A 24,160-nucleotide genomic window follows, 5' to 3' on the forward strand; every position below is an offset into this window, starting at 1 on the left:
GCTGAACCGTTCAATACCTTCCTTATATTGCGTCAAATTTAACCTGGCATCTATTTTGCATTTATCAACTCAGAGATTTTTTATGTGAGTCGATGTTATGGACAAAATGGTCTACATTGCAGCCTCTGGCGCTAAGCAAAGCCTACAAGGGCTTGCACTTAAAGCCAATAATTTGGCAAACGCAAACACCACGGGTTTTAAAGCTGACTTTGCGCAAGCGCGCTCTATGCAAGCATTTGGCGAGGGCTTGCCAACGCGCGTGTTTTCAATGCAAGAGCGACCAGGTTCTAACATGACCTCTGGCGGCATAATCGAAACAGGGCGAGATTTAGATATTGCCATGAGCGATAACGCCTGGCTTGCGGTTCAAGATGACTCAGGAAACGAAGCCTATACAAAAGTAGGCACGCTAAACATTACTGCGCAAGGTATGTTGGTAACAAGTCATGGTCGTCAAGTTATTGGCGAAGGTGGCCCCGTAATTTTACCGGTTCCTATTGAAAAAATAAGTTTTAGTGAAGATGGTGCCATACAGGTTCGCCCCCAAGGCGCGCCTGCAAATTTTTTAGAAGAAGTAGACACGCTGCGCGTTGTTGAAGGAAACAGCAGAGAGCTTGAAAAAGGCAACGATGGTTTATTTAGACCTGTACCTGGGCAAACCGTCGATACCTCTGCAAATGTAAAAGTGTTAAGTGGTGCACTGGAAATGTCTAACGTTAATCCAGTTCACGAAATGGTCGATATGATCAACCACCAACGTCAATTTGAGTTACAAGTAAAACTAATGAAAACAGCTGAAGAGATTGACGAACGTCAAGATCAGTTGATGCGCATAGTTTAACTTTAAAATGAGGGCATACTTATGAATCCTGCATTGTGGATAAGTAAAACAGGGCTAGACGCTCAACAAACTGATATTTCAGTTATTTCAAATAATTTGGCGAATGCCAGTACCGTAGGTTACAAAAAGAGCCGCGCTATTTTTGAAGATTTACTGTATCAAAACATCAACCAGCCTGGCGGGCGCTCTTCACAAGATACCGAGCTGCCATCTGGCCTAATGCTAGGTGCGGGTGCAAAAGTGGTTGCTAACCAAAAAGAGTTTACGCAAGGTAATATGCTCACCACCGAAAACTCACTCGATTGGATGATTTCAGGCGAAGGCTTTTTTGAAGTGCTGCAACCCGATGGCAATATAGCGTATTCGCGTAATGGGCAATTTACTACCGATGAAGACGGCCGCATTGTTACCTCAGGTGCAGGTTTTGTTGTTCAGCCCGAAATGAATGTACCCGATGATGCGCAATCAATTACAGTCTCTCAAGATGGTGAAGTATCTGTACGCGTTGCAGGGCAAGCCGATAACGTGGTAATTGGCCAGCTAACAATTAGTGACTTTATTAATCCATCGGGTCTTGAGCCAATTGGTCAAAACCTTTACACCGAAACCGCTGTTAGTGGTGCGCCTGTTCAAGGTAATCCAGGCGTAGAAGGCTTAGGTACTATTATTCAAGGCTCACTTGAAACATCAAACGTTAATGTAACGGAAGAATTGGTAAACCTTATCGAAACTCAACGTGTTTACGAAATGAACTCAAAAGTAATCTCGGCCGTTGACGAAATGATGAGCTACATCAATCAACAGTTATAACCGTGCACAAGGGGATAGTTATGCGTAATGTTATTTTATTTGCAGCAGGCACCTTATTTTTAAGTGGCTGTGTTTCTACGCAAAATAGTGAAGTGGTTCAAGATGACCCCTACTACGCACCCATGTACCCAGAGCCTGTAGCAGAGCCTGTTGTTGCAACGGGTTCGTTGTTTAACACCAATACATTTAATGATTTGTATTCAGACAAAAAAGCACTTAGAACCGGCGATATAATTACCGTTAAGCTTGAAGAGTCAACACAAGCTACAAAAGCCGCTAAAACCGAAACCGATAAAGAAACCGAAGCCAGCCTAGACCCCGTTATTGGGTTAGGTGGTTTACCAGTCAATATAGGTGGCGACAGTATTCAGTTTGGCATTGGTAGTGATTCATCATTTACCGGTGACTCTAAATCAAATCAGTCAAACAGTTTAGTGGGTGATATCTCGGTGAATGTTATGCGTGTTTTACCCAATGGTAATTTAGTTATTCGTGGTGAAAAATGGCTAACACTTAACACCGGCGAAGAGTTTATTAGGCTCGAAGGCCTTGTACGTCCGCAAGATGTAAGCGCCGATAACACGGTTGAGTCGAATAGAATTGCCAATGCCCGAATTCAATATTCAGGTAAAGGACAAACACAAGAAGCGCAAAGCCCAGGGTGGTTAACACGTTTCTTTAGTAGCTCGTTATTTCCGTTTTAGAGGATAGTAGTATGAATAGCATTAAAGCGTTTATTTTGATCATACTGCTAGGCTGGCAATTTTCTGCCAGCGCCGAGCGTATAAAAGATGTCTCTATGGTTGAAGGTGTACGTGCCAATCAATTGGTAGGCTATGGTTTAGTGGTGGGGCTACCTGGTACAGGGGAGCAAAACTCTTACACGCAACAAAGTTTTAGAGGCATGCTAAACAGTTTTGGTATTACGCTGCCTTCAACACAAAGCCCTAAAATTAAAAACGTAGCAGCAGTGGCAGTCCATGCTGAGCTTCCGCCGTTTAGAAAGCCGGGTCAAACAATTGATATTACGGTATCTTCTATTGGCAGTGCAGGCAGTTTACGTGGCGGCACCTTGCTCCAAACTTTCTTAAAAGGGGTGGATGGAAACGTATACGCTATAGCACAAGGTAGCCTAATTGTGGGAGGTTTAGGAGCACAAGGGCTTGATGGCAGTAAAGTGGTCATTAACACCCCGACAGTTGGCCGCGTACCTAACGGAGCCACTGTTGAACGCGAAGTTAAAAGCCCTTTTATGCAAGGCGACTACATTACTTTTAACTTAAACCGCCCAGACTTTACAACGGCAAAACGTTTAGAAGCAACAATTAACAATTTGGTAGGCCCTAATAGTGCACAAGCTATTGACGCTGCCTCAGTACGCGTTATTGCACCACGTGATGCATCGCAACGAGTGTCTTATTTATCAACGCTTGAAAACCTAGAGTTTAAGCCTGCTGACACTTCAGCCAAAATTATTGTTAATTCACGTACGGGAACGATTGTCATTGGCAAAAATGTGAAGCTACAGCCTGCGGCAATAACCCATGGCGGCCTAACAGTCACAATTGCTGAACAGCAAAATGTAACGCAGCCTAATCCGTTAGCAGAAGGCGAAACTGTTGTTACACAGCAAAGTATTATTGACGTTAATCAAGATGATTCTCGTGCGTTTGTATTTAACCCCGGCGTTAGCTTAGATGACTTAGTGCGTGCTATAAATGAAGTAGGCGCAGCACCTGGAGACCTAATGGCTATTTTAGAAGCGCTTAAAGAAGCGGGTGCAATTAACGGACAGCTTGTTGTTATTTAGTTAGTTTTTAGAATATTTACCCTTCTACATAAAGCTTAAGTACTCAAAAGGTACTTAAGCTTTTTACTGTTTACCTTTCTTTGGCTCAATTTTTGCATTTCTTAAAGCATTATTCATTTTTGTGTCAAAAAGCTGATGGAAACAAATCACCTCGATAAGCAAAACTTTTTTGATTTAAGTAATCTTAATACTTTACGTCAAGACGCTTTAAACAGCGGTGATGCATCTACTGATGCCTCTAAAGCGGCGCTAAAAAAAGCAGCGGCACAATTTGAAGCTATTTTTACCCAAATGCTTCTAAAAGGGATGCGTAAAGCGAACGAAGCATTTGAAGATGAAGACAGTCCGTTTAACTCGAGCGGTGTAAAGTTTTTTGAAGAAATGCACGATCAGCAGCTCTCTTCTGAGCTTTCATCAAATGGGTCTTTGGGTTTGGCTGATTTAATTGTTCAGCAGCTCTCACCAGAGGCTGAGAACTTTATGCCTGGCTCAGTATTAAGAACTACTAACGACTTTATGAGTGATAAACGCGCAGGCTCTGAACTGCCGCACGAAAAGGTGCACAGTGTAAAGCAAGCAAATAAAGATGACTTAGTAGTCAGCAGTGCGGCAACACAAACGAAAACCACAACACAGCCTACACAGCAGTCGTCGTTTAATAATGCTGAAGAGTTTGTTAGTGCAGTGTGGGAGCATGCTAAAACAGCGGCCGAAAAAATTGGTTTAAACCCTGCAGTAATGGTGGCCCAAGCGGCACTTGAGACGGGGTGGGGTAAGCATATTATTAATAAAAGCGACGGGAATAGCTCAAATAACCTGTTCAATATTAAATCAGATAAAAGCTGGGAAGGCGATAAAGCAAGTAAAGTAACGCTTGAATTTGAGCAAGGTACCCCTGTTAAAAAACAAGCAAGTTTTAGAGCTTACGATTCTATAAAAGAAAGCGTGAACGACTTTGTCGATTTTTTAACGCAAAACCCACGCTACGAAGAAGCATTACAAAAAACAGCACAGCCAAACGAATTTTTAGATTCGCTACAAAAAGCAGGCTATGCAACCGATCCTAATTACGCGAGTAAAATAAAAAAAGTGCTAAATAGCAGTGAGCTTAAAAATATTGCAACAAGCGCGTTTACCCAAGGAGTGAAGTAATATGTCGTTTAGTTTATTAAATATTGCCAGTGCTGGGGTGCGTTCAAGCTCTGAGCTGTTGCAAACGACCAGTAAAAACATCACCAATGTAAATACAGAAGGCTACGTTCGTGAGCGCACTGAATTTACCACTATGGTTGATAACCAAGTAGGTCGCGGCGAAACATACAGGTTATTGAACGAGTTTGCCCAGTCGCAGTTAAACCGCGACACGTCAAATAAATCGTTTTTTGATCAATTTGTAACAGAAGCCAACCGTGTTGATACTATTTTTTCAGAAGAGTCTAATAACTTATCAACGGGCATAAATTCATTATTTAATAACGTGCAAGAGGCGCTAAATCAGCCGTCTTCAACAGTTGCTCGCTCATTAGTAATGACCGATGCGCAAAGCTTAGTTGATCAAATGGATAGGCTTTCGGGTATCGTGCTTGAGCAACAAGGTATAGTGAATGAGCAGCTTGAGATTTTTTCTGAAGAAGCCAACTCACTCATCCAAAATATAAATACGTTAAACCAAGAAATTGCAGTCGTAAATGGCACAAATAACGCCTCTGACGCAAGCTCTATTTATAACCAGCGCGACTTAGCGATTCGTGAATTATCAGAGCTTGTTGATATAGAAACACTTGATGGCCCTAATGGCGAAAAACTCGTCTTTATGGGCAGCGGTGAATCTTTAGTTATGGAAAACGGTACATTTAACTTGTTTTCACTGTCGGGCGACCCCGATCCTAATTTTAAAGAATTGACGCTTGACGTTAATGGCGGCAAAGCTGTGCCGCTAGAAATAGATGCAACTAAATTAAAAGGCAAAATTGGCGGCTTGCTGGCTTTTAGAGACGACATACTTGTGCCTGCACAAAATCAAATTGGCCAAATGGGATTGGCAATTGCTGATGCGTTCAACGAGCAAAATAAATTGGGTATGGATGCTAACGGTGAGCTAGGCGGTGATATATTTAATATACCTACCGTGGGTGCTCATGCATACCAAGCTAATACCGGCGGCGCTAGTTTAACGGCCACGCTTGAGGCTGGTAAAGGTAGTGAACTGCCTGCCAGCGACTTTATAGTTACTTATACCGCTAATGCAAATGAAGTGAGCATTCAGCCTATAGATAATAAAGGGGAGCCGATAGGCAGCGCTTCTTTAGCGACGATACCGCCATCAGGTGTTATTGACTCAGATGACATTACGAGTGGGGAGTCGTTTGGTTTACAAATTGATGTAGCAGGTACAGGTAATACAGGTGATCAGTTTCAAATTAAACTTAACTCTGAGGCGGCAACCAGTATTTCCCTTGCGACAAGCCGCGGTGAAGACTTAGCACTGGCATCGCCTATTCGTACAGCTAACAGCATAGATAATGTAGGTACAGCGACTATTTCAGCCGGAGAAGTAACTAGTGTTACCTCGGGTGGCTTTAACACTACCCCTGGTTTAGCCAATGGCGATATAACGTTAGTTAAAACAGGCACTGCAAACGAATATCAAATTACAGATGCAAATGGCACCACTACGTTTACAGTAACGCCTCCAGCAGAGGGCGTACTGGCTCAGGCTGGCGTACCTTATAGCAACTATGGCTTTGATTTTGACATTGAAGGCACGCCAGCCACTGGAGACACCTTTACCCTTGAATTTAACGAAGGCGGTTTTGATGATAACCGTAATGGTTTAAAGCTCGCTGATTTACAAAATGGCGAATTAGTGCGTAAAAATGTAGTGACAACAGCCACTGCCGACAATCACGAAACGTTTAATCAAGCCTATTCAGGGTTAGTGAGTGATATTGGCGTAGTAACCGGCCAAGCCATTACCAGTGCCAGCGCATTTGATGCGTTAGCAGAGCAATCAGAAGCGTGGTATGAGTCGCTCTCAGGTGTAAACCTAGATGAAGAGGCTGCCAATTTACTGCGTTTTCAGCAATCATATTCAGCATCAGCTCAAGTGTTGGCTGCAGCTCAAGAAATTTTTGACACCTTATTAAGTGCAGCGAGGTAATTATGCGTTTATCAAATAACTTAATGTACCAAAACAACATTAATAAAATACTCGATAGCCAACAAAGTGTTGCTAATGCACAAGAGCAAGTAACGACAGGGCAGAAGTATTTAACTACCTCAGAAGCACCTGCTGCTATTTCGCAAGGGATGCTTTACTCAAATAAAATACAAACAAATGAGCAGCACGCTAAAAATATTGACCAGTTGAATAACCGTCTTAATACAGAAGAAATTGTATTAAGCAGCATAACTGATGCAATTCAAAAAGCACAAACACTGGCAATCCAAGCGGGTAACGGTGCCCTCAGTACGAGCGACAAAGCATCTATTGGCAAAGAGTTAGAAGAATTACAACAAACTATTTTGAGTTTAATGAATACCCGCTCAGAAGATGGTAAATTTATTTTTTCAGGTTACCAAGACAGCACTCAACCATACCAGTTTGACTCTACAACAGGTGAGTACACCTATAATGGGGATCAAGGCCAGCATGTTATAACCATAGCTGAAGGAGTGAGTATTAAATCAAGCGATAACGGTTTTGATACGTTTGAGAAAAGCGACGCAAGGTTAGATGTTACTGATAATCAAGCTGCGATCCCGGTAACTACGCCTGCAAATAATATTACAGCAGGCACGGTTTATGTAGATGGCCAAACAGAGTTCGACCGGTTTCATCAAGATAACTACAATGCTGATCCAACCGCAGCGGCAACAGCGAACACGTATAATGTGGTAATAACACCAGGCGCTACCGCCAACGACCCTGATACTTATGAAATTTTGCGCGACGGTGTGTCGCTGAGCCCCGCACAAGTAGGCGAGGTAACGGATGAGCCAATCGATTTTGCAGGCATGAAAATCGAATTTGAAGGCGCAGCACCAGGCCAGCTTGATTTTACCCTCGAAAAGCCGCACAAAGAAAACGTGCTTAATACATTACAATCACTCATTACGGGGTTAAATGATGGCACACTTGAAAACGATGATTTTCAGCAAGTATTAGCCGATGGTGTAGTACAGCTTCAAAATGCAAGTGAGCAAGTTGTGTATACGCAAGCGAGCTTAGGCGGGCGGATGAATGCGGTTGAAAGCGTGAGTGACTCAAATCTTGCGCAAGACATTCAAAACAAAAGTAACCTTTCTGATTTAGTAGAGGTAGACATGGCAGAAGCCATTAGTGAACTCACTAAACAAGAAACCGCACTGCAAGCGTCACAAGCCACGTTTGGCCGTTTAACAAACCTTTCTTTATTTGATTACTTATAAACAGATTATAAGCAGAAATACCTTGCCGCTTTAGCTAATACAAAGCGGCAAAAACCTCCCTCAAAATAGCGGCAATAAATTGTCGTCACTCCAGCTAACCAGATAACTTATTATTAATGTTTGATATTTTGATTGAAAATACTTTAAAAACATATGATTATATTTATTTAAAAGTTGGCACAGTAAATGCTTTTCTAATAATTAGAAATTATCGAATAGTGGTTCCTGTTAAAACGTGTTGAACCACACTCTGTTTAAACCTAGGAGATGGTAAAATGGCATTAACAGTAAATACAAATGTAGCATCACTTAATTCTCAACGTAGTTTGGCTAATTCAACAAATGACTTAAGTACATCGTTTCAACGATTGTCATCAGGTTTGCGTGTTAATAGTGCTAAAGATGATGCTGCAGGGTTACAGATTGGTACTCGTTTAGCCACACAAGAGAATGGCTTAAATCAAGCCGCACGAAATGCTAATGATGGAATATCTATTGCACAAACAGCGGAAGGTGCATTAGAAGAAACGACCAATATGTTGCAACGCATGCGAGTACTCTCTATTCAGTCGGCAAACGGATCTAATAGTGATGATGATCGAGCTGCATTACAAAAAGAATTTGCGCAGCTCCAAGAAGAAATGGATCGAATTGCAGAAACAACTACATTTGGTGGCGTAAATGTTCTCGATGGAACTTATAGCGCTGAATTTCAAGTAGGTGCAGATGCTAATCAAACTATATCAGTTTCAATAGCCGCGAGTATGGGGGCTTCGGGGCTTTCTGTTAATGCAAATACTATTTCGACAGCTGCAGGGGCTCAAACAGCCATAGATAGCATTGATGATGCATTAAAAGCTGTGAACGATGTACGCGCCGATTTAGGTGCAAAGCAAAACCGGTTTAGTTCAACAATACGAAACTTAACAAATATATCGGAAAATGTGGCTGCATCTAAGTCACGAATCATGGATGCCGATTTTGCTAAAGAAAGTGCTAACCTTGCACGCAATCAAGTGCTTCAACAAGCTTCAAGTTCAATGCTCGCTCAAGCCAATCAACAACCCCAAATAGCCCTGTCTCTATTACAATAATTTTTAAATTGTAATATAACAATACCAAGCCAGAACATAGTTCTGGCTTTTAACTTTATGAAAGATAGTAATAAATAAATATTTTAAAAAAAGGCTAAAGTAACTCAATCGAGCGCCGATAACTTAACTGCAGGCAGGAATCATTGAGCTAAATTACAAAACTGTAAAGCTTGATTCCCATCTAGTTAAATTATTAGGAGGCTATCATGGCTTTAAGTGTAAATACTAATGTAATGTCATTAAATTCACAGCGTAACTTATCAAATTCAACAAATGATTTGTCTACATCATATCAACGTTTATCTTCAGGTTTACGCGTTAACAGTGCAGCTGACGACGCCGCGGGCCTTCAAATTGGTTCACGTTTAGAGTCACAAATGAAAGGTCTGGACCAAGCAGCACGTAACGCTAATGACGGTATCTCAATTGCTCAAACAGCGGAAGGTGCATTAGAAGAAACAACAACTATGATGCAGCGTATGCGTGTCTTAGCAATCCAATCTGCCAATGGTTCAAACAGTGCAGATGACCGTGCAGCGTTACAAAAAGAATTTGCTCAGTTGAATGAGGAGATCACACGTGTTGCAGACACAACCACATTCGGTGGTGTGAATGTACTTGATGGCACATATTCTGCGGACTTCCAAGTAGGTGCGGATGCAAGCCAAACTATTGCTGTGTCTATAAGCGTTGCAATGGATGCTACAGGTTTATCAACAGGTGGGTTGGATATTAGTACAGCTTCAGGCGCTCAAGCTGCTATAGATGGCTTAGATGATTCACTAAAAGCTGTGAATGATGTTCGTGCAGATCTCGGTGCAAAACAAAACCGCTTTAGCTCGACGATTCGTAACTTAACAAATGTGTCTGAGAATGTAGCTGCGTCTCGTTCACGTATTATGGATGCTGACTTTGCTGCAGAAAGTGCTAGCCTTGCTCGTAACCAAGTATTACAGCAAGCGTCTAGTTCAATGCTTGCGCAGGCTAACCAGCAACCACAGATTGCGCTTTCTCTTCTATAATTAATAAATATTAAACTACAATTAGAAGGACTTGTGTACTGGTGAAGCTGGTGTACAGGTCCTTTTTTGGTTTTAGAGGTGTCAAATGGAAAATATTAACTCAAATCTTAGTAACGACGCGTTTGCTAAGCGCATAAACTCTGAAGTAACTCAAGAGCAAAAGGAGTTTGTTGCTGAACAGGTGAATGCGCTAAAAAATTTAGACGAAAGTCAGCAATCAGAATCGGGTGAAGATATTGTGGCGCAAAATTTGCTTAATTCTGTTGAGAAGTTAGAATCGTTGACCCAACTAAAATCAAAGCAGTTTAAATTTCATATTGATGAACAGACAAGCTCACCTGTTGTTGTGGTTACTGATACAGCAACCGATGAAGTGATAAGACAAATACCAAGTCTGGAAGTTTTGGAGTTGGCAAGTAAAATTGATGAGCTGCAAGAGCAAATTTTTGGCCAGCCTTTAGGTGTTTTGATTGATAAGACAATTTGAGGAATAACGTATGGCTACTATAACGTCAGCTGGGGTTGGCTCTGGTATTGATCTTGAGTCGATTATTGAAGCTACAATTAGTGCGGAAAGAACCGTAAAAGAAAGTCAGTTAAATGAGCGTGAAATCAATTACACCACGCAGCTTTCGGGTGTTGGAACATTTAAATCTGCGCTAGACTCGTTTAATGATGTATTAGCAAAATTAGGTGATGCTGAAACGTATAATTCGCGAATTGTTTCTTTCGCTAATAGTTTAGAAGAATCGGAACAGGCATTTGAGGTGGAAGTAGGCAGCTCAATGCAATCTGGTGACTTTTCTGTTGAAGTCTTGCAATTAGCAAAAGGCTCTAAATTACAATCTGCAGCGCTTGGGTCGGCAGAAGATACTTTAGGTGCCGGTAATTTGACATTTAATGCAGGTGATAACGAATTTACTATTGCAGTTGAAAGTACAGATACGCTCGAAGATATCCGTAATAAAATTAATAAAGCAAGCGAAAATTTTGGTGTTAGTGCAAATATAGTAAATAGTGATAGCGGTGCAGTTTTAACGTTTAGTTCTGCTATCTCAGGAGCAGATAATACTTTGTCTGTTACGACTGATGATGATTCACTTTCAAGTATTGCTACTAATTCACCAAGCGGGGGGGCGAGTCTGTCTGTCCAACAAGCAGCTCAAGATGCTAATGCTTTGATAAATGGGCAGTCTGTAAGTAGTTCAACTAATGAATTAAAAGATAAAATCCAAGGCACAACATTAACTCTTAAATCAACAACAACTGAACCGCAAGAGTTTAGCGTATCAGTTGACGAAGACATAGTAAAAGAAACACTCACAGAATTTGTAGAGGCATATAACTCCCTAAAAGGAACGTTGGACTCGCTATCAAATTCTTCGTCAGGGTTATTAGCCTCTGATAGTACAATTAGAACAATGGAACAGCAATTGCAAAGGATGTTTACTAATGAGTTAGGTGGTACTACTGACATACAATCTTTAATGGAAATTGGTGTTAGTTTTAACCGTGAAGGTGAAATGGAGATTTCATCCCTAGGAATTGGTTCATTGCAAAGCGGAGAAGAGCTATTGAATAGCGCTATTTCTGACAAATTCAGTGCATTGCAAAGTTTTTTTAGTGATGATGATGGACTGGTTCAAAAAGTTGACGGACTGGTTGAGCTTTACACAGGTAGCGATGGTTCGTTAATCAAAAGGGAGCGATCCCTTAATGAATCACTAGAGACGATAGAAACAGATCGTGATGCCTTAGATGAACGTTTAGCAAATCTTGAAGCTTCGCTAAGAAGCCAATATGCTGCTTTAGATAGCGTAATGGCACAGTATCAAACATCTAGCTCATATATTTCGAGTATTTTAACAAATACATCTAATAGTTAGGTTTAAGAGGTGAAAAATGAATTTACGCGCAAATACATACCAAAAAGCTCAAAAAGAGCTTTCTCTTTCTGAGGCAGATCCGCATCAAGTAATTCAGATTCTTATGCGTGAGTTTTTGACTCAAGTTTATCAAGCTAAAGCGTTTATAAATCGAAAAGAAATTGAAGCGAAAAACAATAGTATTAAAAAAGCTATTAGTATTATTGGCGGGCTCAAAGGCGGGTTGAACTTTGAGCAAGGCGGCGGTATCGCAGACAACCTTAATAACCTTTATGATTATATGGTAGTGAGACTTTCAGAAGCCAATACGCAAAACTCGGTTGAAATACTTGATGAAATTAATGAACTATTTTCGCCTATAAAAGAAGCTTGGGATGGTATTTCCGAACAAGATAAACAAAAAGGCTTTGCACTTTTAAAACAAAGCGGCATTTAAGTGAACGAGTTATTAGATGACAAAGCTTTTCGAATCATCGAAAGTTTAGAAGAGTTACTCAAAAAAGAACTCGTTATGATAGAAGATGAAAACTATAGCGGCTTAGCAAAGGTTATAGAAAAGAAAAATAACTTGCTTTACGAGTTACTTTCGCTAACAAATGGACTTGAACAACAAAACAAAGCGTTTGTAAATGCATTTATAAGCAAATTGCAAATAGAAACTGAAAAGCACCATACCATGTTAGGTAATGGAAAATCAAAGTTGCAAGCCTTGTTAACTTCAATGCATAAAAAGAAAAAACACTTACAGGTATACTCAGATGTTATAGGGACAAGCGATAATGAATGACCTAACTTTGGCTATAAATGAAAAACTAAATGAGTTAGAGCGCTATCAAGCATTTTTACAGTCACAAATTGAGAACAGAAAAAAGTATGAAGCAGCGCTAATGGACTTTGTTCGGCCAGATTTTGATTTAGAAAAGATGTTTCAATCTAATATGCAAGCCTTTGAGCACACCTACCCTGATATATTCAATATCTTTTTAAATTATCAGCTCAATCGCTTTGAGTTACATATGGATAACGGTAACGTTAATATTTACGATACTGAGAAAAAGAACAACATATATCAACAAGATGTTTATCAAGATTCGTATGTACAGTATCTCGATTATTGCGAGACGCCCACAGTTTTAACCAATAAGTTTTCAGTGCGAAAAAAGTTAACAGACGACTTTATTCATAGTCAATTCCTCAATGAACTTTCAATTAGTTTAAAAGAGCAGAACGAGAAAAAAAAGCATAATCATTTGCCTAAGGTTATACCTAGTTTAATGTTAATGGGTATAGGGTGTGGTTACCATATAAACTCATTAGTAAAAGAACATATAGTGAAGAAGCTCTACATCTATGAGCCGCATCTTGATTTACTTTATTTGAGCTTATTTTTAACAGATTGGGCGGATATTTTTGAGCAGCTAAACGTACATAATACGGAACTGCATTTTAGCGTGGGTGAGTTTGATACTGAACTGGGTATTAGTAAAGAAGTAGAATCAGTATTTCAACGTTTTGGCCGCTTTTTCTCAGGGTACAGTTTTTTATATAAGCATTACCATGATGATTACTTAGATCGAGTTACCAAGCAACTATCCTTACAGTTTGTCGGTAATATTTTAGGGTTTGGTTTTTATGATGATGCTATTTTAAGTATTGAAAACTTTTCAAAAAACTTCGATGTGCCTTTTCTTAGACCCGATAGTTTAGACGAGTTAAAAAATGTACCTGTCTACTTAATTGCTAACGGCCCATCACTAGATAAAGACATTCAGTGGCTGATTGAACATCAAAATAACGCCATTGTTATAAGTTGCGGCACAGCGCTCAGCGCCTTATACAAATATGGTTTAAAGCCTGACTTTCATTGTGAAATGGAACGCTGTCAAGTAACCCATGATGTTTTAGCGTCGTTTTATGATAAAGCGTTTTTTAGTGGGATTACCTTACTTGCATTAAATACTGTATTGCCTTCTGTTTTTGCTATGTTTGAAGATAAAGTCCAAGGTGTAAAGTGGGGGGAGGCTAGCAGTAAACTTTTCGTTCAAGGCCTGGGGCAGCAGGAAAAACCCGCATTATTGGTAAATTGTAATCCAACAGTGAGTAATTGTGCGTTGGCTTTTTGCGAAAAAATAGGTTTTACAGATATAGCTTTGTTCGGTGTTGATATGGGCTATAAGTCTAAGCAACATCACTCTAGAAACAGTGTCTATTATAAAGGAGACCAAGACTCTGGTTTATATACACACAAAGCTAAGTATAAACTAAAAGCCAATTTTGATGCTGACGCTCTAGTGGAAACAGATGAGATATTTAAGTATTCACACACTGTACTTGAAAGAACATTAGCGCAAAATCCGCATTTAAAGGTAAAAAATTGCAGTGACGGGGCTTATGTTGAAGGTGCTAAGCCAACTCAGGCCGATTCATTAGTTAGTTCGTTAATAGAGAATAAAGCCGCACTGATTTCAAATATAACTGAAACGATTAAAAGTTCAGAGACTTATACTAATGATGCTTTTGTTGCGCTCCATAATGATGTGCCGTTGTTTTTAGATTTGTGTAACTTATTTATTGAGCAACTATCAGGTAAACCAGCTTCTATTAATGTAGCGTTAGAATTATTAGATGAGCAACTTCGTCGCCTTTCAAGTTTTAATAACACTAATATTAGTTACTTTGATGAGTTATTACGCGGAACTATTTTACATACTCATTCTATGTTAGTTAATTCGCTGTATAGTCATGAAGAGGAGGGGCAGGCGTTGGAGAATTTTCATAATAGTGCTCAGATAGTTTGCAGTTACTTTGAAGAGATAAAATCAGATTATGAGGAAAAATTTTCTGAGATTGAACCCTCAATATGAATACATATAAGGGTTTTAATTTTCAATTTGTTAGTATTATTTATAGGTTTAAAATTATATTTTGAACCCACATTACATTAGTAATGTTCAACTTTATAATAATCAATTTAAACCGATACCAAATTTTAAGCCTTTACTGTCACAGTTATTATATGGCACACAAACTCAAGTTACTTGAATAACAATAATACTTAAGTTTTAATCATTAAGTATTATTGTTTTATAGCGATGTCTATTTTTTGGCGTTTATGTCAAAAAACCGCCGCTATTACTTGCATCCATTCAGATCTCGCTTACAATTTAGCTAATAAAATAAATTAGTGAAATTATGGCTCGCTAACTATGATCTTGATTTTAGATAATAATAATAACCGTGCAATAGGATTAAATGCATCGCTTACCTTTATTGGGGAAGCTGTGCAGTTACTTGACGAAAGTGATTTTGAGCAAGTATCTAGTAAGTATCAACAACAAGAATGCATTGTTATTTTAGGTGCATTGCAAAGCTTAGATCATGAAAGCTTAATTAAGCGTTTTCCAACCCTGCCTTTTTTACTGATTGGTGAAACACTCAAGCCCTTATTAAGTATTGCTAATGTAGTGGGCTTAATTTGTGAGCCGTTTAATCACGAAGTAACCACACAGTTATTACACGACTGCCAACAGTACCAACGTATGCTTCCTGGAAGTCACAAGCATCATAAACCACACAAAACATTTGATGGTTTAGTTGGCGAAACAGACGCAGTTAAAAACGTACGCTTTTTAATTGAGCAAGTGGCTAAAACCGATGCAAACGTGCTTATTTTAGGTGAGTCGGGTACAGGTAAAGAGGTGGTTGCGCGTAACGTCCATTTATTATCTAAACGCAATACTGGGCCGTTTGTACCAGTAAACTGTGGTGCTATTCCTGGAGAGTTGCTCGAAAGCGAGTTATTCGGTCACGAAAAAGGGGCGTTTACCGGCGCTATTTCTGCACGTAAAGGGCGCTTTGAATTGGCTCAAGGCGGTACGCTATTTTTAGATGAAATTGGCGATATGCCGCTGCAAATGCAAGTAAAGTTATTGCGTGTATTACAAGAGCGCAGCTACGAGCGTGTAGGTGGCACAAAAGCTATTCAAGCAGATGTACGGGTGATTGCCGCTACTCATCGCAACCTTGAGGAAATGATTGAAAAGGGCAGCTTTAGGGAAGATTTATATTACCGTCTAAACGTGTTTCCTATTGAAAACCCGTCACTTAATGAACGTGCTGACGACATACCTTTATTACTTAAAGAGCTAATGCGCCGTGTTAATGAGCAAAGTGGTACGTCGGCTAAATTTACAGAGCGCGCGGTTGAGAGCCTCAAAGAACATGCTTGGCCTGGTAATATCCGAGAGCTTGCTAATTTAGTGGAGCGCATGGTGATTATGTTCCCTGAAAAAGTAGTGGATGTACCCGATTTACCCAATAAATATCGCTACATCGAGGTAGACGCATACGAGCCAGAGTACCCTGAAGAGCTACTTGAAAAAGATGCCTTTAACGATATTTTTAGCTCAGGTTTTAGCGATTATGATAATGAACCTGAGCCTGAATTTAGCCAACCGGGATCTGGCGTATTACCCGAAGAAGGTATAGAGCTTAAAGATTATTTAGCAGAGCTTGAAATAAGCTTAATTACCCAAGCGTTAGAGCGTTTTGATTACGTTGTTGCGCGCGCCGCAGAAATATTAGGTGTAAGGCGTACAACGCTTGTTGAAAAAATGAAAAAGTACAATCTATCGCGAGATTAGCAGTATGCAAATGGTGAAAGACTTTTCGTTATTTATTATTCATTTTTGAGGAGTTAATTTACGGGCTTTGCCCGTCACGCAAGCAAGCTTCGCGTTTACAAGATAAACGCAAACTTAAACTTTGGCGGTAGACGCGAAGCTTGCTCGCGTAAAAAGCGCAGCTTTTAATTACTTAGCCCCCCCAAAAAACGAGGTCAAATGAGAAACCACAATTAACTTACACGTTACTTCTCTAAAGCGAGCCTTTAAACCTCTTTGTGAGCAAATCGCTTACTCACTAAACGCCTTTATAATTTCTTCTTTTCTAAAACAATCATTACTGTGATCGTTTACCATGCCACAGGCCTGCATATGTGCGTATACCGTTGTAGGGCCCAAAAATTTAAAACCTCGTTTTTTTAAATCTTTTGCAAACGCTTTTGACTCCTCGGTAATTGCAGGGGTGTCTTCAACACTATTTAAATCACTAATAATTGGTTTATTGCCCACAAATCGCCATTGGTAATTACTAAAGCTGCCAAATTCTTTTTGAATCTCAATAAACCGCTGAGCATTATTAACGGTGGCAGCAATTTTTAAGCGGTTACGCACTATGCTCTCATCTTGCATTAGCCGTTCTATATCATCGGCTGTAAAGTTAGCCACTTTTTGCACATTAAAATTAGCAAATGCTTTTTTATAGCCTGCGCGCTTTTTTAAAATGGTGTACCAACTTAAGCCCGCTTGCGCCGACTCGAGAGTAATAAATTCAAATAATTTCGTGTCGTCATAAAGGGGGGCTCCCCATTCTTCATCATGGTATTTCACATAATCAGGCTTTGTGGCGTCGAGCCATGCACAACGGCATTTATTTTGCTCACTCATTATTATTCCTTTTAGTGTGCGTCATTTTTTTGTTACGCGATATTGTAAGGTAACTAAATGAAAAATATATAAAATAATATTGGTATAAATTGTGCATTTAGCCCTGTATCTACATCATTAAGAGATTTGATTATGGCCCTTGCGAGTGTACTTAAACCACAGTTTATTACTGCAAAACAGTATAACCCATGTTTACTTCAAGAAGAGTACATTGGTGAATTAAGTGATTTAAGACAGCAAGCAAGTTGGCTGTCGCACTTAGTTGATACTATGCCTGCGGGTGTTGTTGTGCTTGATGGCAAAGGGCTTATCGCAAAAGCCAATCAAATAGCGATTGATATGTTAGGCGAGCCGCTCGAAGGAGAGAAGTGGTTTAACATTATTCAACGCTCTTTTCGTCCCCACCAAGATGATGGACATGAAGTGTCGCTCAAAGATGGGCGACTTATAAAGCTTGATATTACTGCGCTAGCGCCAGAGCCTGGGCAATTAATATTAATGACAGATTTAACAGAAACGCGCCGTTTGCAAAAGCGCGTAGCCCATATGCAGCGCCTAAGCGCGTTAGGTAAAATGGTGGCATCGCTTGCGCACCAAGTGCGTACACCGCTCTCGGCGGCTATGTTGTACGCGGCCAATTTGGGCTCTAAAAAGCTACCAGAGTCATCACGGGATAACTTTCAAACTAAGTTAATGTCGCGTTTAAAAGATTTAGAAACCCAAGTTAACGATATGCTACTTTTTGCCAAAAGCGGCGAGCAACAAGTGGTTGAACAGGTTTCTATGCAGCAGCTTTTAAACGAGGTAAAACTAGGTGCCGATGCAATGGTGGCCTTAAATAACAGCTCACTTGTTGTTGAGCTACCAGAGCCAGACATAGAAATTACCGGTAATAAAACCGCGCTGGCCAGTGCTATTCAAAACCTTATTCACAATAGTATTCAAATTATTGGCAGCCAAGCCCAGGTGACATTAAAAGCGCAGCGCGATAGTAGCGAACCCGATACCGTGCGTATTAGCGTATGCGATAACGGCCCTGGTGTAGAGTTGAGCAAAATAGAGAAAATTTTTGAACCGTTTTATACCACAAAAAGCCAAGGTACAGGGCTTGGGCTTGCTGTTGTAAGCTCTGTGGCTAATGCGCATCAAGGACGTGTTGAAGTGGTTAATAATGCCAATGGTGGTGCATGTTTTAGTTTATTGCTGCCCATATGCACGGCCTCAACGCTGGAGAAAACAGCATGAGTAATACAATACTAGTGGTTGAAGATGATGCAGGTTTAAGAGAAGCACTCATAGACACGTTAGAGATGTCGGGTATTGCCTGTGTTGCAGCCGATAGTGCTGAGCAAGCCATGATCCAATTAAAAAAATCTGAGTTTTCATTAGTGGTCAGCGACGTGCAAATGGGCGCGATGAGCGGCCTAGATTTACTTAGAAGCATTAAGCTTAACTACCCAGATCTCCCCGTATTAATGATGACTGCCTATGCAACGATTGATGATGCAGTAGAGGCAATGCGCTTAGGCGCAATTGATTATATGGCTAAACCATTTGCCCCTGAGGTGCTTTTAAATATGGTTAGTCGGTATTTACCCGAAAAGCCAAAAGACACTGACGGCCCAATTGTTGCCGACCCTAGCAGTATTGCGCTTTTAGAACTGGCGAGCAAAGTGGCGCGCTCAGATGCAAGTGTTATGGTGCTAGGCCCTAGTGGCTCTGGTAAAGAAGTGCTAGCGCGATACATTCACGATAAATCAAACCGATGCGATGCGCCTTTTGTGGCAATAAACTGTGCGGCTATTCCCGAAAACATGCTTGAAGCTACTTTATTTGGCTACGAAAAAGGCGCGTTTACCGGTGCAATACAAGCATGCCCAGGTAAATTTGAACAAGCCCAAGGCGGCACCATATTACTTGATGAAATAACCGAAATGGACTTGGGGCTGCAAGCTAAGCTATTACGGGTATTGCAAGAGCGTGAAGTTGAGCGTTTAGGTGCCCGAAAAACAATTTCACTCGATGTAAGAGTACTCGCCACCAGTAACCGCGACCTAAAAGAAGCCGTTGCAGATAACCAATTTAGAGAAGACTTATATTATCGCTTAAATGTATTCCCCCTAATGTGGCGACCGCTCTGTGAGCGCCCAGGGGATATAATTGTATTGGCTAAGCATTTAATAGAGCGCCATTTAGTTAAAAGTAAAGAGCCGCTAGCAACGCTTGATAGTGCCGCTGAACAAAAATTACTAAGCCATGCATGGCCTGGTAATGTACGCGAGCTTGATAACGTAATTCAACGTGCGCTTATTTTGCGAACGGGCAATGCAATTGGCGAACAGGCTATTTTTATTGAAAACTTAATGCAAGCGCCAATTAACAGTATGCCTAAACAGGAGATAGCGCCTGAGCAAGTGAGTACTTCCAGTGGCGCGTATTATGATGACAAAATAACGCCTGCAGAGGTGAGTAGCTCCCTGCCTAGTGTTGATACTGGCAGCTATAAAGATGAGCTAAAAGATAAAGAGCATAAAATAATATTAGAAACCCTAGCGCGCTGCCAAGGCAAACGAAAAGATGTTGCACAAACACTTGGGATCAGCCCGCGTACTTTACGTTATAAACTAGCACAAATGCGCGATTTAGGTATTTCGCTGCCCGCATAACTTTATCCCTTTCTTCCATATAACCCTAAACTAACCACGCTTAGTTTAGGGTTGTCAAATCTCTGACTCTCAAAAACAATAGTTAACCTTTTGTAATTAAAGGTTTATTTTTATGGCACACTTTGTGCTTTATTCCCTTTATGAACGTTAACTGCATTTGCCAGAGAAAATTATGAAAATTCAAAACAGCGCGCTATTTCAAGAAATGCAATCAATGGCTTTAGAAGCAGGCCATACAAATCAAATCAATAAGCTACCTACTCAAGCTCAGCCGACATCGTCTGCTCAATTTGGTGACTTACTAAGTGATGCATTAAACACGGTTAATGGCTTACAACAAGATGCCAAACAAAAAGTAGTGGCTGTTGAAATGGGTGATAGAAGTGTATCGCTTGCTGAGGCAATGATTGCCTCACAAAAATCGTCAGTGGCATTTGAGGCTACAGTACAAGTAAGAAATAAACTTGTTGAGTCATACCAAGAAATTATGAACATGCCTGTTTAAGTAGGTAGTGGAGAATTATTGTGGCGCAATCTAATCAATCAACAGATCTTGCTCTTGCTGGCGGCGGTATTGACCAAAGCGAAGATAACGAGCAACAAGAACAAAAGTCGGGCTACTTAAGCGCCTTAAATGGTGTTGATGTGCTTCGCCAAGTCACCCTTATTATTGCGCTGGCTATTTGTTTAGCTATTGCTATATTTGTGATTATTTGGGCACGTCAGCCAGACATGCGTCCGCTGGGTAAAATGCCAACAGAAGAGCTGATCCAAACCCTTGATTTTTTAGATGCACAAAAAATTGACTACGAGCTAGATGGCAACGTAATTTCGGTTGATGAAAGCGAGTATCAAAACATTAAATTGCTGATGGCCCGTGAAGGCCTAGAGCAAGGTCCTACCTCAGGCACCGATATCATAATGCAAGATATGGGCTTTGGTGTTAGCCAGCGATTAGAGCGAGAACGTTTAAAACATGGCCGCGAGCAACAACTTGCCCGCACCATAGAAGAATTAAACAACGTAACACGCGCTAAAGTTTTATTAGCCATTCCAAAAGAAAACGTATTTGCACGTAGAGAGAAAAAGCCATCAGCCACAGTGGTATTAACTCTTAAGCGCGGCAGAATGCTTGATGGCGAAGAAATTGACTCAGTGGTTGATATGATTGCCTCTGCAGTACAAGGGCTTGAGCCTTCACGTGTTACGGTAACAGATCAAAACGGCCGCTTACTTAATTCAGGCTCGCAAGACTCATTAGCAGCACGCTCTCGTAAAGAGTACGACATTGAAAGAAAGCGTGAGCAAGAGTATTTAGAAAAAATAGACAGTATTCTTATTCCCGTAGTCGGCTTGGGTAACTACACTGCGCAAGTTGATTTAAACATGGACTTTAGCTCAGTAGAAGAAACACAAAAGCGCTACAACCCAGACTTACCAGCAGTAAGAAGCGAAACCACATTTGAAGAGAACAACATTGGTGGCTTAGCGGTAGGAATTCCTGGGGCACTGACTAATCAGCCACCTATGAATTCAACTATTCCAGAAGTGGCAGGTCAAGGCAATGCTGGTACGGCAACGAACCCAAGCCGAGTGCATAAAGAGGCTACACGTAACTTTGAGCTAGACACCACCATTTCGCATAAGCGCCAGCAAACAGGGGTTATTCGCAGAATTAGCGTCTCGGTTGCCGTTGATTATGTGCCAAAAGTAGGTGAAAACGGCGAAACAACTATGGCGCCGCGCTCGGTAGAGGCTTTGTCAAATATACGTCGCCTATTACAAGGTGGGGTAGGTTTTGATATGCAACGCGGCGATGCATTAGAGGTGGTAACCGTGCCATTTGTACGCGAAGCAGTTGATTTAGACTTAGAAGTACCGCTGTGGGAGCAGGACTGGTTTATGAAAATCGTCCGCTTAGTACTGGGTGCGCTGGTTATTATTGTGCTTATTATGGCAGTTGTTAAGCCTATGCTTAAACGCTTAATATACCCAGATGATACGCTCGAAGAGTACGATGAAGATGCATTAAGCTCAGGAGTTGATATTGGCGATAGCACGCTAGATATGCTAAATAAAGACTTTGATTCTGCTTCTGTAGGCTTCTCAAGCGATGGTACACTACAGCTGCCAGATTTACATGGCGACGAAGATTTGCTTAAAGCGGTAAGAGCACTTGTAGCGAACGAACCTGAACTCTCATCACAAGTAGTGAAAGCGTGGTTAACAGAAGATGACTGATCAAGAACAAAAACAACTCCCGCCAGCGTTTGATGTTGACAAGTTAGATGGCGTAGATAAAGCCGCGATTCTTTTATTGAGCTTATCTGAAGAAGACGCAGCGCAAATACTTAAACACTTAGAGCCTAAGCAAGTGCAAAAAGTGGGTATGGCAATGGCTGCGCTAGATGACTTGTCACAATCTAAAATAAGCGCAGTTCACAACTTATTTATAGAACAAATACAAAGCTTTAGTACAATTGGCTTCCAGTCAGAAGACTTTATTAAAAAGGCGCTTACCGCCGCATTAGGTGAAGATAAAGCTGCTAGTTTAATAGACCAAATTGTAATGGGCTCGGGCGCTAAAGGCTTAGATTCACTTAAATGGATGGACTCAAAGCAAGTTGCCAATATTATTCGTAATGAGCACCCGCAAATTCAAACTATTGTTTTATCGTATTTAGAGCCTGAGCAATCTGCAGAAATCCTAGCGCAATTTCCTGAAAAAGTGCGCCTAGATTTAACTATGCGTATTGCGAACCTTGAAGAAGTGCAACCTGCAGCATTGCAAGAACTTAACGAGATTATGGAAAAACAATTTGCCGGCCAAGCAGGCGCACAAGCCGCTAAAATGGGTGGCTTAAAAGCCGCGGCAGATATAATGAACTACCTAGATACAAATGTAGAAGGGCAGTTGATGGACTCTATTCGTGAGCACGATGAAGAAATGTCTCAGCAAATTCAAGATCTTATGTTTGTGTTTGAAAACCTTATGGATGTGGATGACCGCGGTATTCAAGCCATATTGCGTGAGGTACAGCAAGACGTACTAATGAAAGCAATTAAAGGGACTGACGAAGCGCTTAAAGATAAAATTTTGGGTAATATGTCTAAACGTGCAGCCGAAATGCTTGCCGATGACTTAGAAGCAATGGCACCAGTTAGAATAAGTGAAGTAGAAGCTGCCCAAAAAGAAGTGCTTTCTACAGCAAGGCGTCTATCTGACTCGGGTGAGATTCAGTTAGGCGGCGGTGGTGGCGAGGAGTTCCTATAAGCTATGTCTAAATTAAAAGGTCGCCCTTTACATGCAGATGAAGCTGATGAGCTTTTAAAAAACTGGCCAATACCTGATGTTGCTCCTGATGAGCGCAGTTTTGGCAATCGTTCAACGGCTTTTGGCACACCGCTTTCTGATTTGTATAAAAAAGAAGTTGAAGAAGAAGCAGTAGAAGACACTCAGCCGCAAGAGCCTGAACTGCCTTCGTTAACTATGGCTGAGCTTGAGCGCATTAGGCAAGATGCTTATGAGGAAGGCTTAAAGCAAGGGCACGAACAAGGCTACATAGATGGCTTTGAAAAAGGGGTTGGTGAGGGCAAAGAAGCAGGTTACAAAGAAGGCGTAGAGCTTGGTAAAACACAAGGCCAAGAAGACGTTAAGCCGTTAATAGAAGAGCAGTTAACCAGCTTGCGTAGCATAATCGACAACCTCAGCGCTCCGCTTGATAAAGTGGACGAACTGGCAGAAAAGCACTTAGTGCAATTAGCGGTTATGCTGGCAGAAGCTATAACCTATCAAGAAATTAAAACATCGCCCGATGTTATTTTACATACGCTTAAAAAAAGCATAGATGCATTAAATACTGAGCAAGAAAAAGTTCGTGTGCATTTAAACCCAGATGATCTAGAACTGGTAAAGCAAAGCTATGGTGAGCAAACTATTGCAGATAATAATTGGCAGCTAATTGCAGAACCCACACTCGAGCGCGGCGGTTGCGAAGTTAAAACGCCACAATCGTCTTTAGATATGACCCTAAAAACCCGTGTCAAAGAAACGTTGGATAGCTTTTTGCATAATAGCGGTATCTAATCTTTT

At 40.8% G+C, this 24,160-nt stretch carries 22 protein-coding genes; 21 read left to right on the forward strand and 1 reads right to left on the reverse strand.

All coding sequences use genetic code 11. The annotated features are described in order from the left end of the window. The first annotated feature begins 97 nt into the window (after positions 1-97). From SJY38_RS03050 to SJY38_RS03120, 15 genes are all read left to right on the forward strand, one after another. Entirely contained in the window at positions 98-841 is a 744-nt protein-coding gene (locus SJY38_RS03050; RefSeq protein WP_004588019.1) for a flagellar basal body rod protein FlgF, read from the forward strand. Positions 842-862: 21 nt separating this feature from the next. Continuing rightward, positions 863-1,651: a flagellar basal-body rod protein FlgG gene (flgG, locus tag SJY38_RS03055; RefSeq protein ID WP_004588020.1), complete on the forward strand. Its 789-nt coding sequence runs from the start codon at positions 863-865 to the stop codon at positions 1,649-1,651. Positions 1,652-1,671: 20 nt separating this feature from the next. Continuing rightward, positions 1,672-2,355: a flagellar basal body L-ring protein FlgH gene (flgH, locus tag SJY38_RS03060; RefSeq protein ID WP_004588021.1), complete on the forward strand. Its 684-nt coding sequence runs from the start codon at positions 1,672-1,674 to the stop codon at positions 2,353-2,355. Positions 2,356-2,366: 11 nt separating this feature from the next. Beyond that, on the forward strand, positions 2,367-3,461 hold the full coding sequence (locus SJY38_RS03065; RefSeq protein ID WP_004588022.1) for a flagellar basal body P-ring protein FlgI: 1,095 nt from the start codon (positions 2,367-2,369) through the stop codon (positions 3,459-3,461). 135 nt (positions 3,462-3,596) lie between these two features. Beyond that, positions 3,597-4,613 carry a flagellar assembly peptidoglycan hydrolase FlgJ gene (flgJ, locus tag SJY38_RS03070; protein WP_286745444.1) on the forward strand — a complete coding sequence of 339 codons (1,017 nt, stop codon included), beginning with the start codon at positions 3,597-3,599 and terminating at the stop codon, positions 4,611-4,613. A 1-nt stretch (position 4,614) separates the two neighbouring features. After that, positions 4,615-6,621 carry a flagellar hook-associated protein FlgK gene (gene flgK, locus SJY38_RS03075; RefSeq protein ID WP_288421634.1) on the forward strand — a complete coding sequence of 669 codons (2,007 nt, stop codon included), beginning with the start codon at positions 4,615-4,617 and terminating at the stop codon, positions 6,619-6,621. Between the two features lie 2 nt (positions 6,622-6,623). Then, positions 6,624-7,892 (forward strand): flagellar hook-associated protein FlgL, encoded by a 1,269-nt coding sequence (flgL, locus tag SJY38_RS03080; protein WP_286744027.1) that lies wholly within the window; start codon positions 6,624-6,626, stop codon positions 7,890-7,892. Positions 7,893-8,167: 275 nt separating this feature from the next. Then, positions 8,168-8,986 carry a flagellin gene (locus SJY38_RS03085; RefSeq protein WP_286744030.1) on the forward strand — a complete coding sequence of 273 codons (819 nt, stop codon included), beginning with the start codon at positions 8,168-8,170 and terminating at the stop codon, positions 8,984-8,986. A 206-nt stretch (positions 8,987-9,192) separates the two neighbouring features. Next, positions 9,193-10,008, forward strand: a complete 816-nt coding sequence (locus tag SJY38_RS03090; RefSeq protein ID WP_286744033.1) for a flagellin — start codon at positions 9,193-9,195, stop codon at positions 10,006-10,008. 85 nt (positions 10,009-10,093) lie between these two features. Then, positions 10,094-10,495: a flagellar protein FlaG gene (locus tag SJY38_RS03095; RefSeq protein ID WP_286744036.1), complete on the forward strand. Its 402-nt coding sequence runs from the start codon at positions 10,094-10,096 to the stop codon at positions 10,493-10,495. A 10-nt stretch (positions 10,496-10,505) separates the two neighbouring features. Further along, entirely contained in the window at positions 10,506-11,894 is a 1,389-nt protein-coding gene (gene fliD, locus SJY38_RS03100; RefSeq protein WP_286744038.1) for a flagellar filament capping protein FliD, read from the forward strand. Between the two features lie 16 nt (positions 11,895-11,910). Then, positions 11,911-12,330, forward strand: a complete 420-nt coding sequence (gene fliS / locus SJY38_RS03105) for a flagellar export chaperone FliS (protein ID WP_286744041.1) — start codon at positions 11,911-11,913, stop codon at positions 12,328-12,330. Beyond that, positions 12,331-12,681: a hypothetical protein gene (locus tag SJY38_RS03110; RefSeq protein ID WP_286744042.1), complete on the forward strand. Its 351-nt coding sequence runs from the start codon at positions 12,331-12,333 to the stop codon at positions 12,679-12,681. It begins immediately after the preceding gene. After that, the gene (locus tag SJY38_RS03115; RefSeq protein WP_286744044.1) at positions 12,674-14,758 is read left to right on the forward strand and encodes a 6-hydroxymethylpterin diphosphokinase MptE-like protein; all 2,085 of its coding nucleotides are present in this window, start codon (positions 12,674-12,676) and stop codon (positions 14,756-14,758) included. The genes SJY38_RS03110 and SJY38_RS03115 overlap by 8 nt, the downstream gene beginning before the upstream one ends. 342 nt (positions 14,759-15,100) lie before the next feature. Continuing rightward, complete coding sequence (locus SJY38_RS03120) at positions 15,101-16,537, forward strand: sigma-54 dependent transcriptional regulator (RefSeq protein WP_286744046.1); 1,437 nt, start codon at positions 15,101-15,103, stop codon at positions 16,535-16,537. 270 nt (positions 16,538-16,807) lie between these two features. Here SJY38_RS03120 and SJY38_RS03125 read toward each other — a convergent pair whose 3' ends face one another. After that, a complete protein-coding gene (locus SJY38_RS03125) occupies positions 16,808-17,401 on the reverse strand; it encodes a DNA-3-methyladenine glycosylase I (protein ID WP_286744049.1) in 594 nt (197 codons plus the stop codon). A gap of 132 nt (positions 17,402-17,533) precedes the next feature. On the opposite strand from SJY38_RS03125, the gene SJY38_RS03130 reads away from it, so the two are divergent. From SJY38_RS03130 to fliH, 6 genes are all read left to right on the forward strand, one after another. After that, positions 17,534-18,646 (forward strand): sensor histidine kinase, encoded by a 1,113-nt coding sequence (locus tag SJY38_RS03130; RefSeq protein ID WP_377109280.1) that lies wholly within the window; start codon positions 17,534-17,536, stop codon positions 18,644-18,646. Next, positions 18,643-20,067, forward strand: a complete 1,425-nt coding sequence (locus SJY38_RS03135; RefSeq protein ID WP_286744054.1) for a sigma-54 dependent transcriptional regulator — start codon at positions 18,643-18,645, stop codon at positions 20,065-20,067. The genes SJY38_RS03130 and SJY38_RS03135 overlap by 4 nt, the downstream gene beginning before the upstream one ends. Positions 20,068-20,239: 172 nt before the next feature. Then, positions 20,240-20,572 carry a flagellar hook-basal body complex protein FliE gene (gene fliE, locus SJY38_RS03140; protein WP_004588289.1) on the forward strand — a complete coding sequence of 111 codons (333 nt, stop codon included), beginning with the start codon at positions 20,240-20,242 and terminating at the stop codon, positions 20,570-20,572. Positions 20,573-20,592: 20 nt separating this feature from the next. Continuing rightward, positions 20,593-22,308, forward strand: coding sequence for a flagellar basal-body MS-ring/collar protein FliF (gene fliF / locus SJY38_RS03145; protein WP_004588290.1), 1,716 nt, complete (start codon positions 20,593-20,595; stop codon positions 22,306-22,308). Continuing rightward, positions 22,301-23,341 carry a flagellar motor switch protein FliG gene (fliG, locus tag SJY38_RS03150; protein WP_004588291.1) on the forward strand — a complete coding sequence of 347 codons (1,041 nt, stop codon included), beginning with the start codon at positions 22,301-22,303 and terminating at the stop codon, positions 23,339-23,341. Before fliF ends, fliG begins: the two co-directional genes overlap by 8 nt. Before the next feature lie 3 nt (positions 23,342-23,344). Then, a complete protein-coding gene (gene fliH, locus SJY38_RS03155) occupies positions 23,345-24,154 on the forward strand; it encodes a flagellar assembly protein FliH (protein WP_064386715.1) in 810 nt (269 codons plus the stop codon). Positions 24,155-24,160: the final 6 nt, after the last annotated feature.

The sequence above is a fragment of the Pseudoalteromonas sp. R86517 genome (genome assembly GCF_042466295.1).
Taxonomy (GTDB): domain Bacteria; phylum Pseudomonadota; class Gammaproteobacteria; order Enterobacterales; family Alteromonadaceae; genus Pseudoalteromonas; species Pseudoalteromonas atlantica.

Coding starts and splice junctions, on each gene's coding strand:
- SJY38_RS03050 (WP_004588019.1), top strand. CDS start 98: ATGGACAAAATGGTCTACATTGCAGCCTCTGGCGCTAAGCAAAGCCTA.
- flgG (WP_004588020.1), top strand. CDS start 863: ATGAATCCTGCATTGTGGATAAGTAAAACAGGGCTAGACGCTCAACAA.
- flgH (WP_004588021.1), top strand. CDS start 1,672: ATGCGTAATGTTATTTTATTTGCAGCAGGCACCTTATTTTTAAGTGGC.
- SJY38_RS03065 (WP_004588022.1), top strand. CDS start 2,367: ATGAATAGCATTAAAGCGTTTATTTTGATCATACTGCTAGGCTGGCAA.
- flgJ (WP_286745444.1), top strand. CDS start 3,597: ATGGAAACAAATCACCTCGATAAGCAAAACTTTTTTGATTTAAGTAAT.
- flgK (WP_288421634.1), top strand. CDS start 4,615: ATGTCGTTTAGTTTATTAAATATTGCCAGTGCTGGGGTGCGTTCAAGC.
- flgL (WP_286744027.1), top strand. CDS start 6,624: ATGCGTTTATCAAATAACTTAATGTACCAAAACAACATTAATAAAATA.
- SJY38_RS03085 (WP_286744030.1), top strand. CDS start 8,168: ATGGCATTAACAGTAAATACAAATGTAGCATCACTTAATTCTCAACGT.
- SJY38_RS03090 (WP_286744033.1), top strand. CDS start 9,193: ATGGCTTTAAGTGTAAATACTAATGTAATGTCATTAAATTCACAGCGT.
- SJY38_RS03095 (WP_286744036.1), top strand. CDS start 10,094: ATGGAAAATATTAACTCAAATCTTAGTAACGACGCGTTTGCTAAGCGC.
- fliD (WP_286744038.1), top strand. CDS start 10,506: ATGGCTACTATAACGTCAGCTGGGGTTGGCTCTGGTATTGATCTTGAG.
- fliS (WP_286744041.1), top strand. CDS start 11,911: ATGAATTTACGCGCAAATACATACCAAAAAGCTCAAAAAGAGCTTTCT.
- SJY38_RS03115 (WP_286744044.1), top strand. CDS start 12,674: ATGAATGACCTAACTTTGGCTATAAATGAAAAACTAAATGAGTTAGAG.
- SJY38_RS03120 (WP_286744046.1), top strand. CDS start 15,101: ATGATCTTGATTTTAGATAATAATAATAACCGTGCAATAGGATTAAAT.
- SJY38_RS03125 (WP_286744049.1), bottom strand. CDS start 17,401: ATGAGTGAGCAAAATAAATGCCGTTGTGCATGGCTCGACGCCACAAAG.
- SJY38_RS03130 (WP_377109280.1), top strand. CDS start 17,534: ATGGCCCTTGCGAGTGTACTTAAACCACAGTTTATTACTGCAAAACAG.
- SJY38_RS03135 (WP_286744054.1), top strand. CDS start 18,643: ATGAGTAATACAATACTAGTGGTTGAAGATGATGCAGGTTTAAGAGAA.
- fliE (WP_004588289.1), top strand. CDS start 20,240: ATGAAAATTCAAAACAGCGCGCTATTTCAAGAAATGCAATCAATGGCT.
- fliG (WP_004588291.1), top strand. CDS start 22,301: ATGACTGATCAAGAACAAAAACAACTCCCGCCAGCGTTTGATGTTGAC.
- fliH (WP_064386715.1), top strand. CDS start 23,345: ATGTCTAAATTAAAAGGTCGCCCTTTACATGCAGATGAAGCTGATGAG.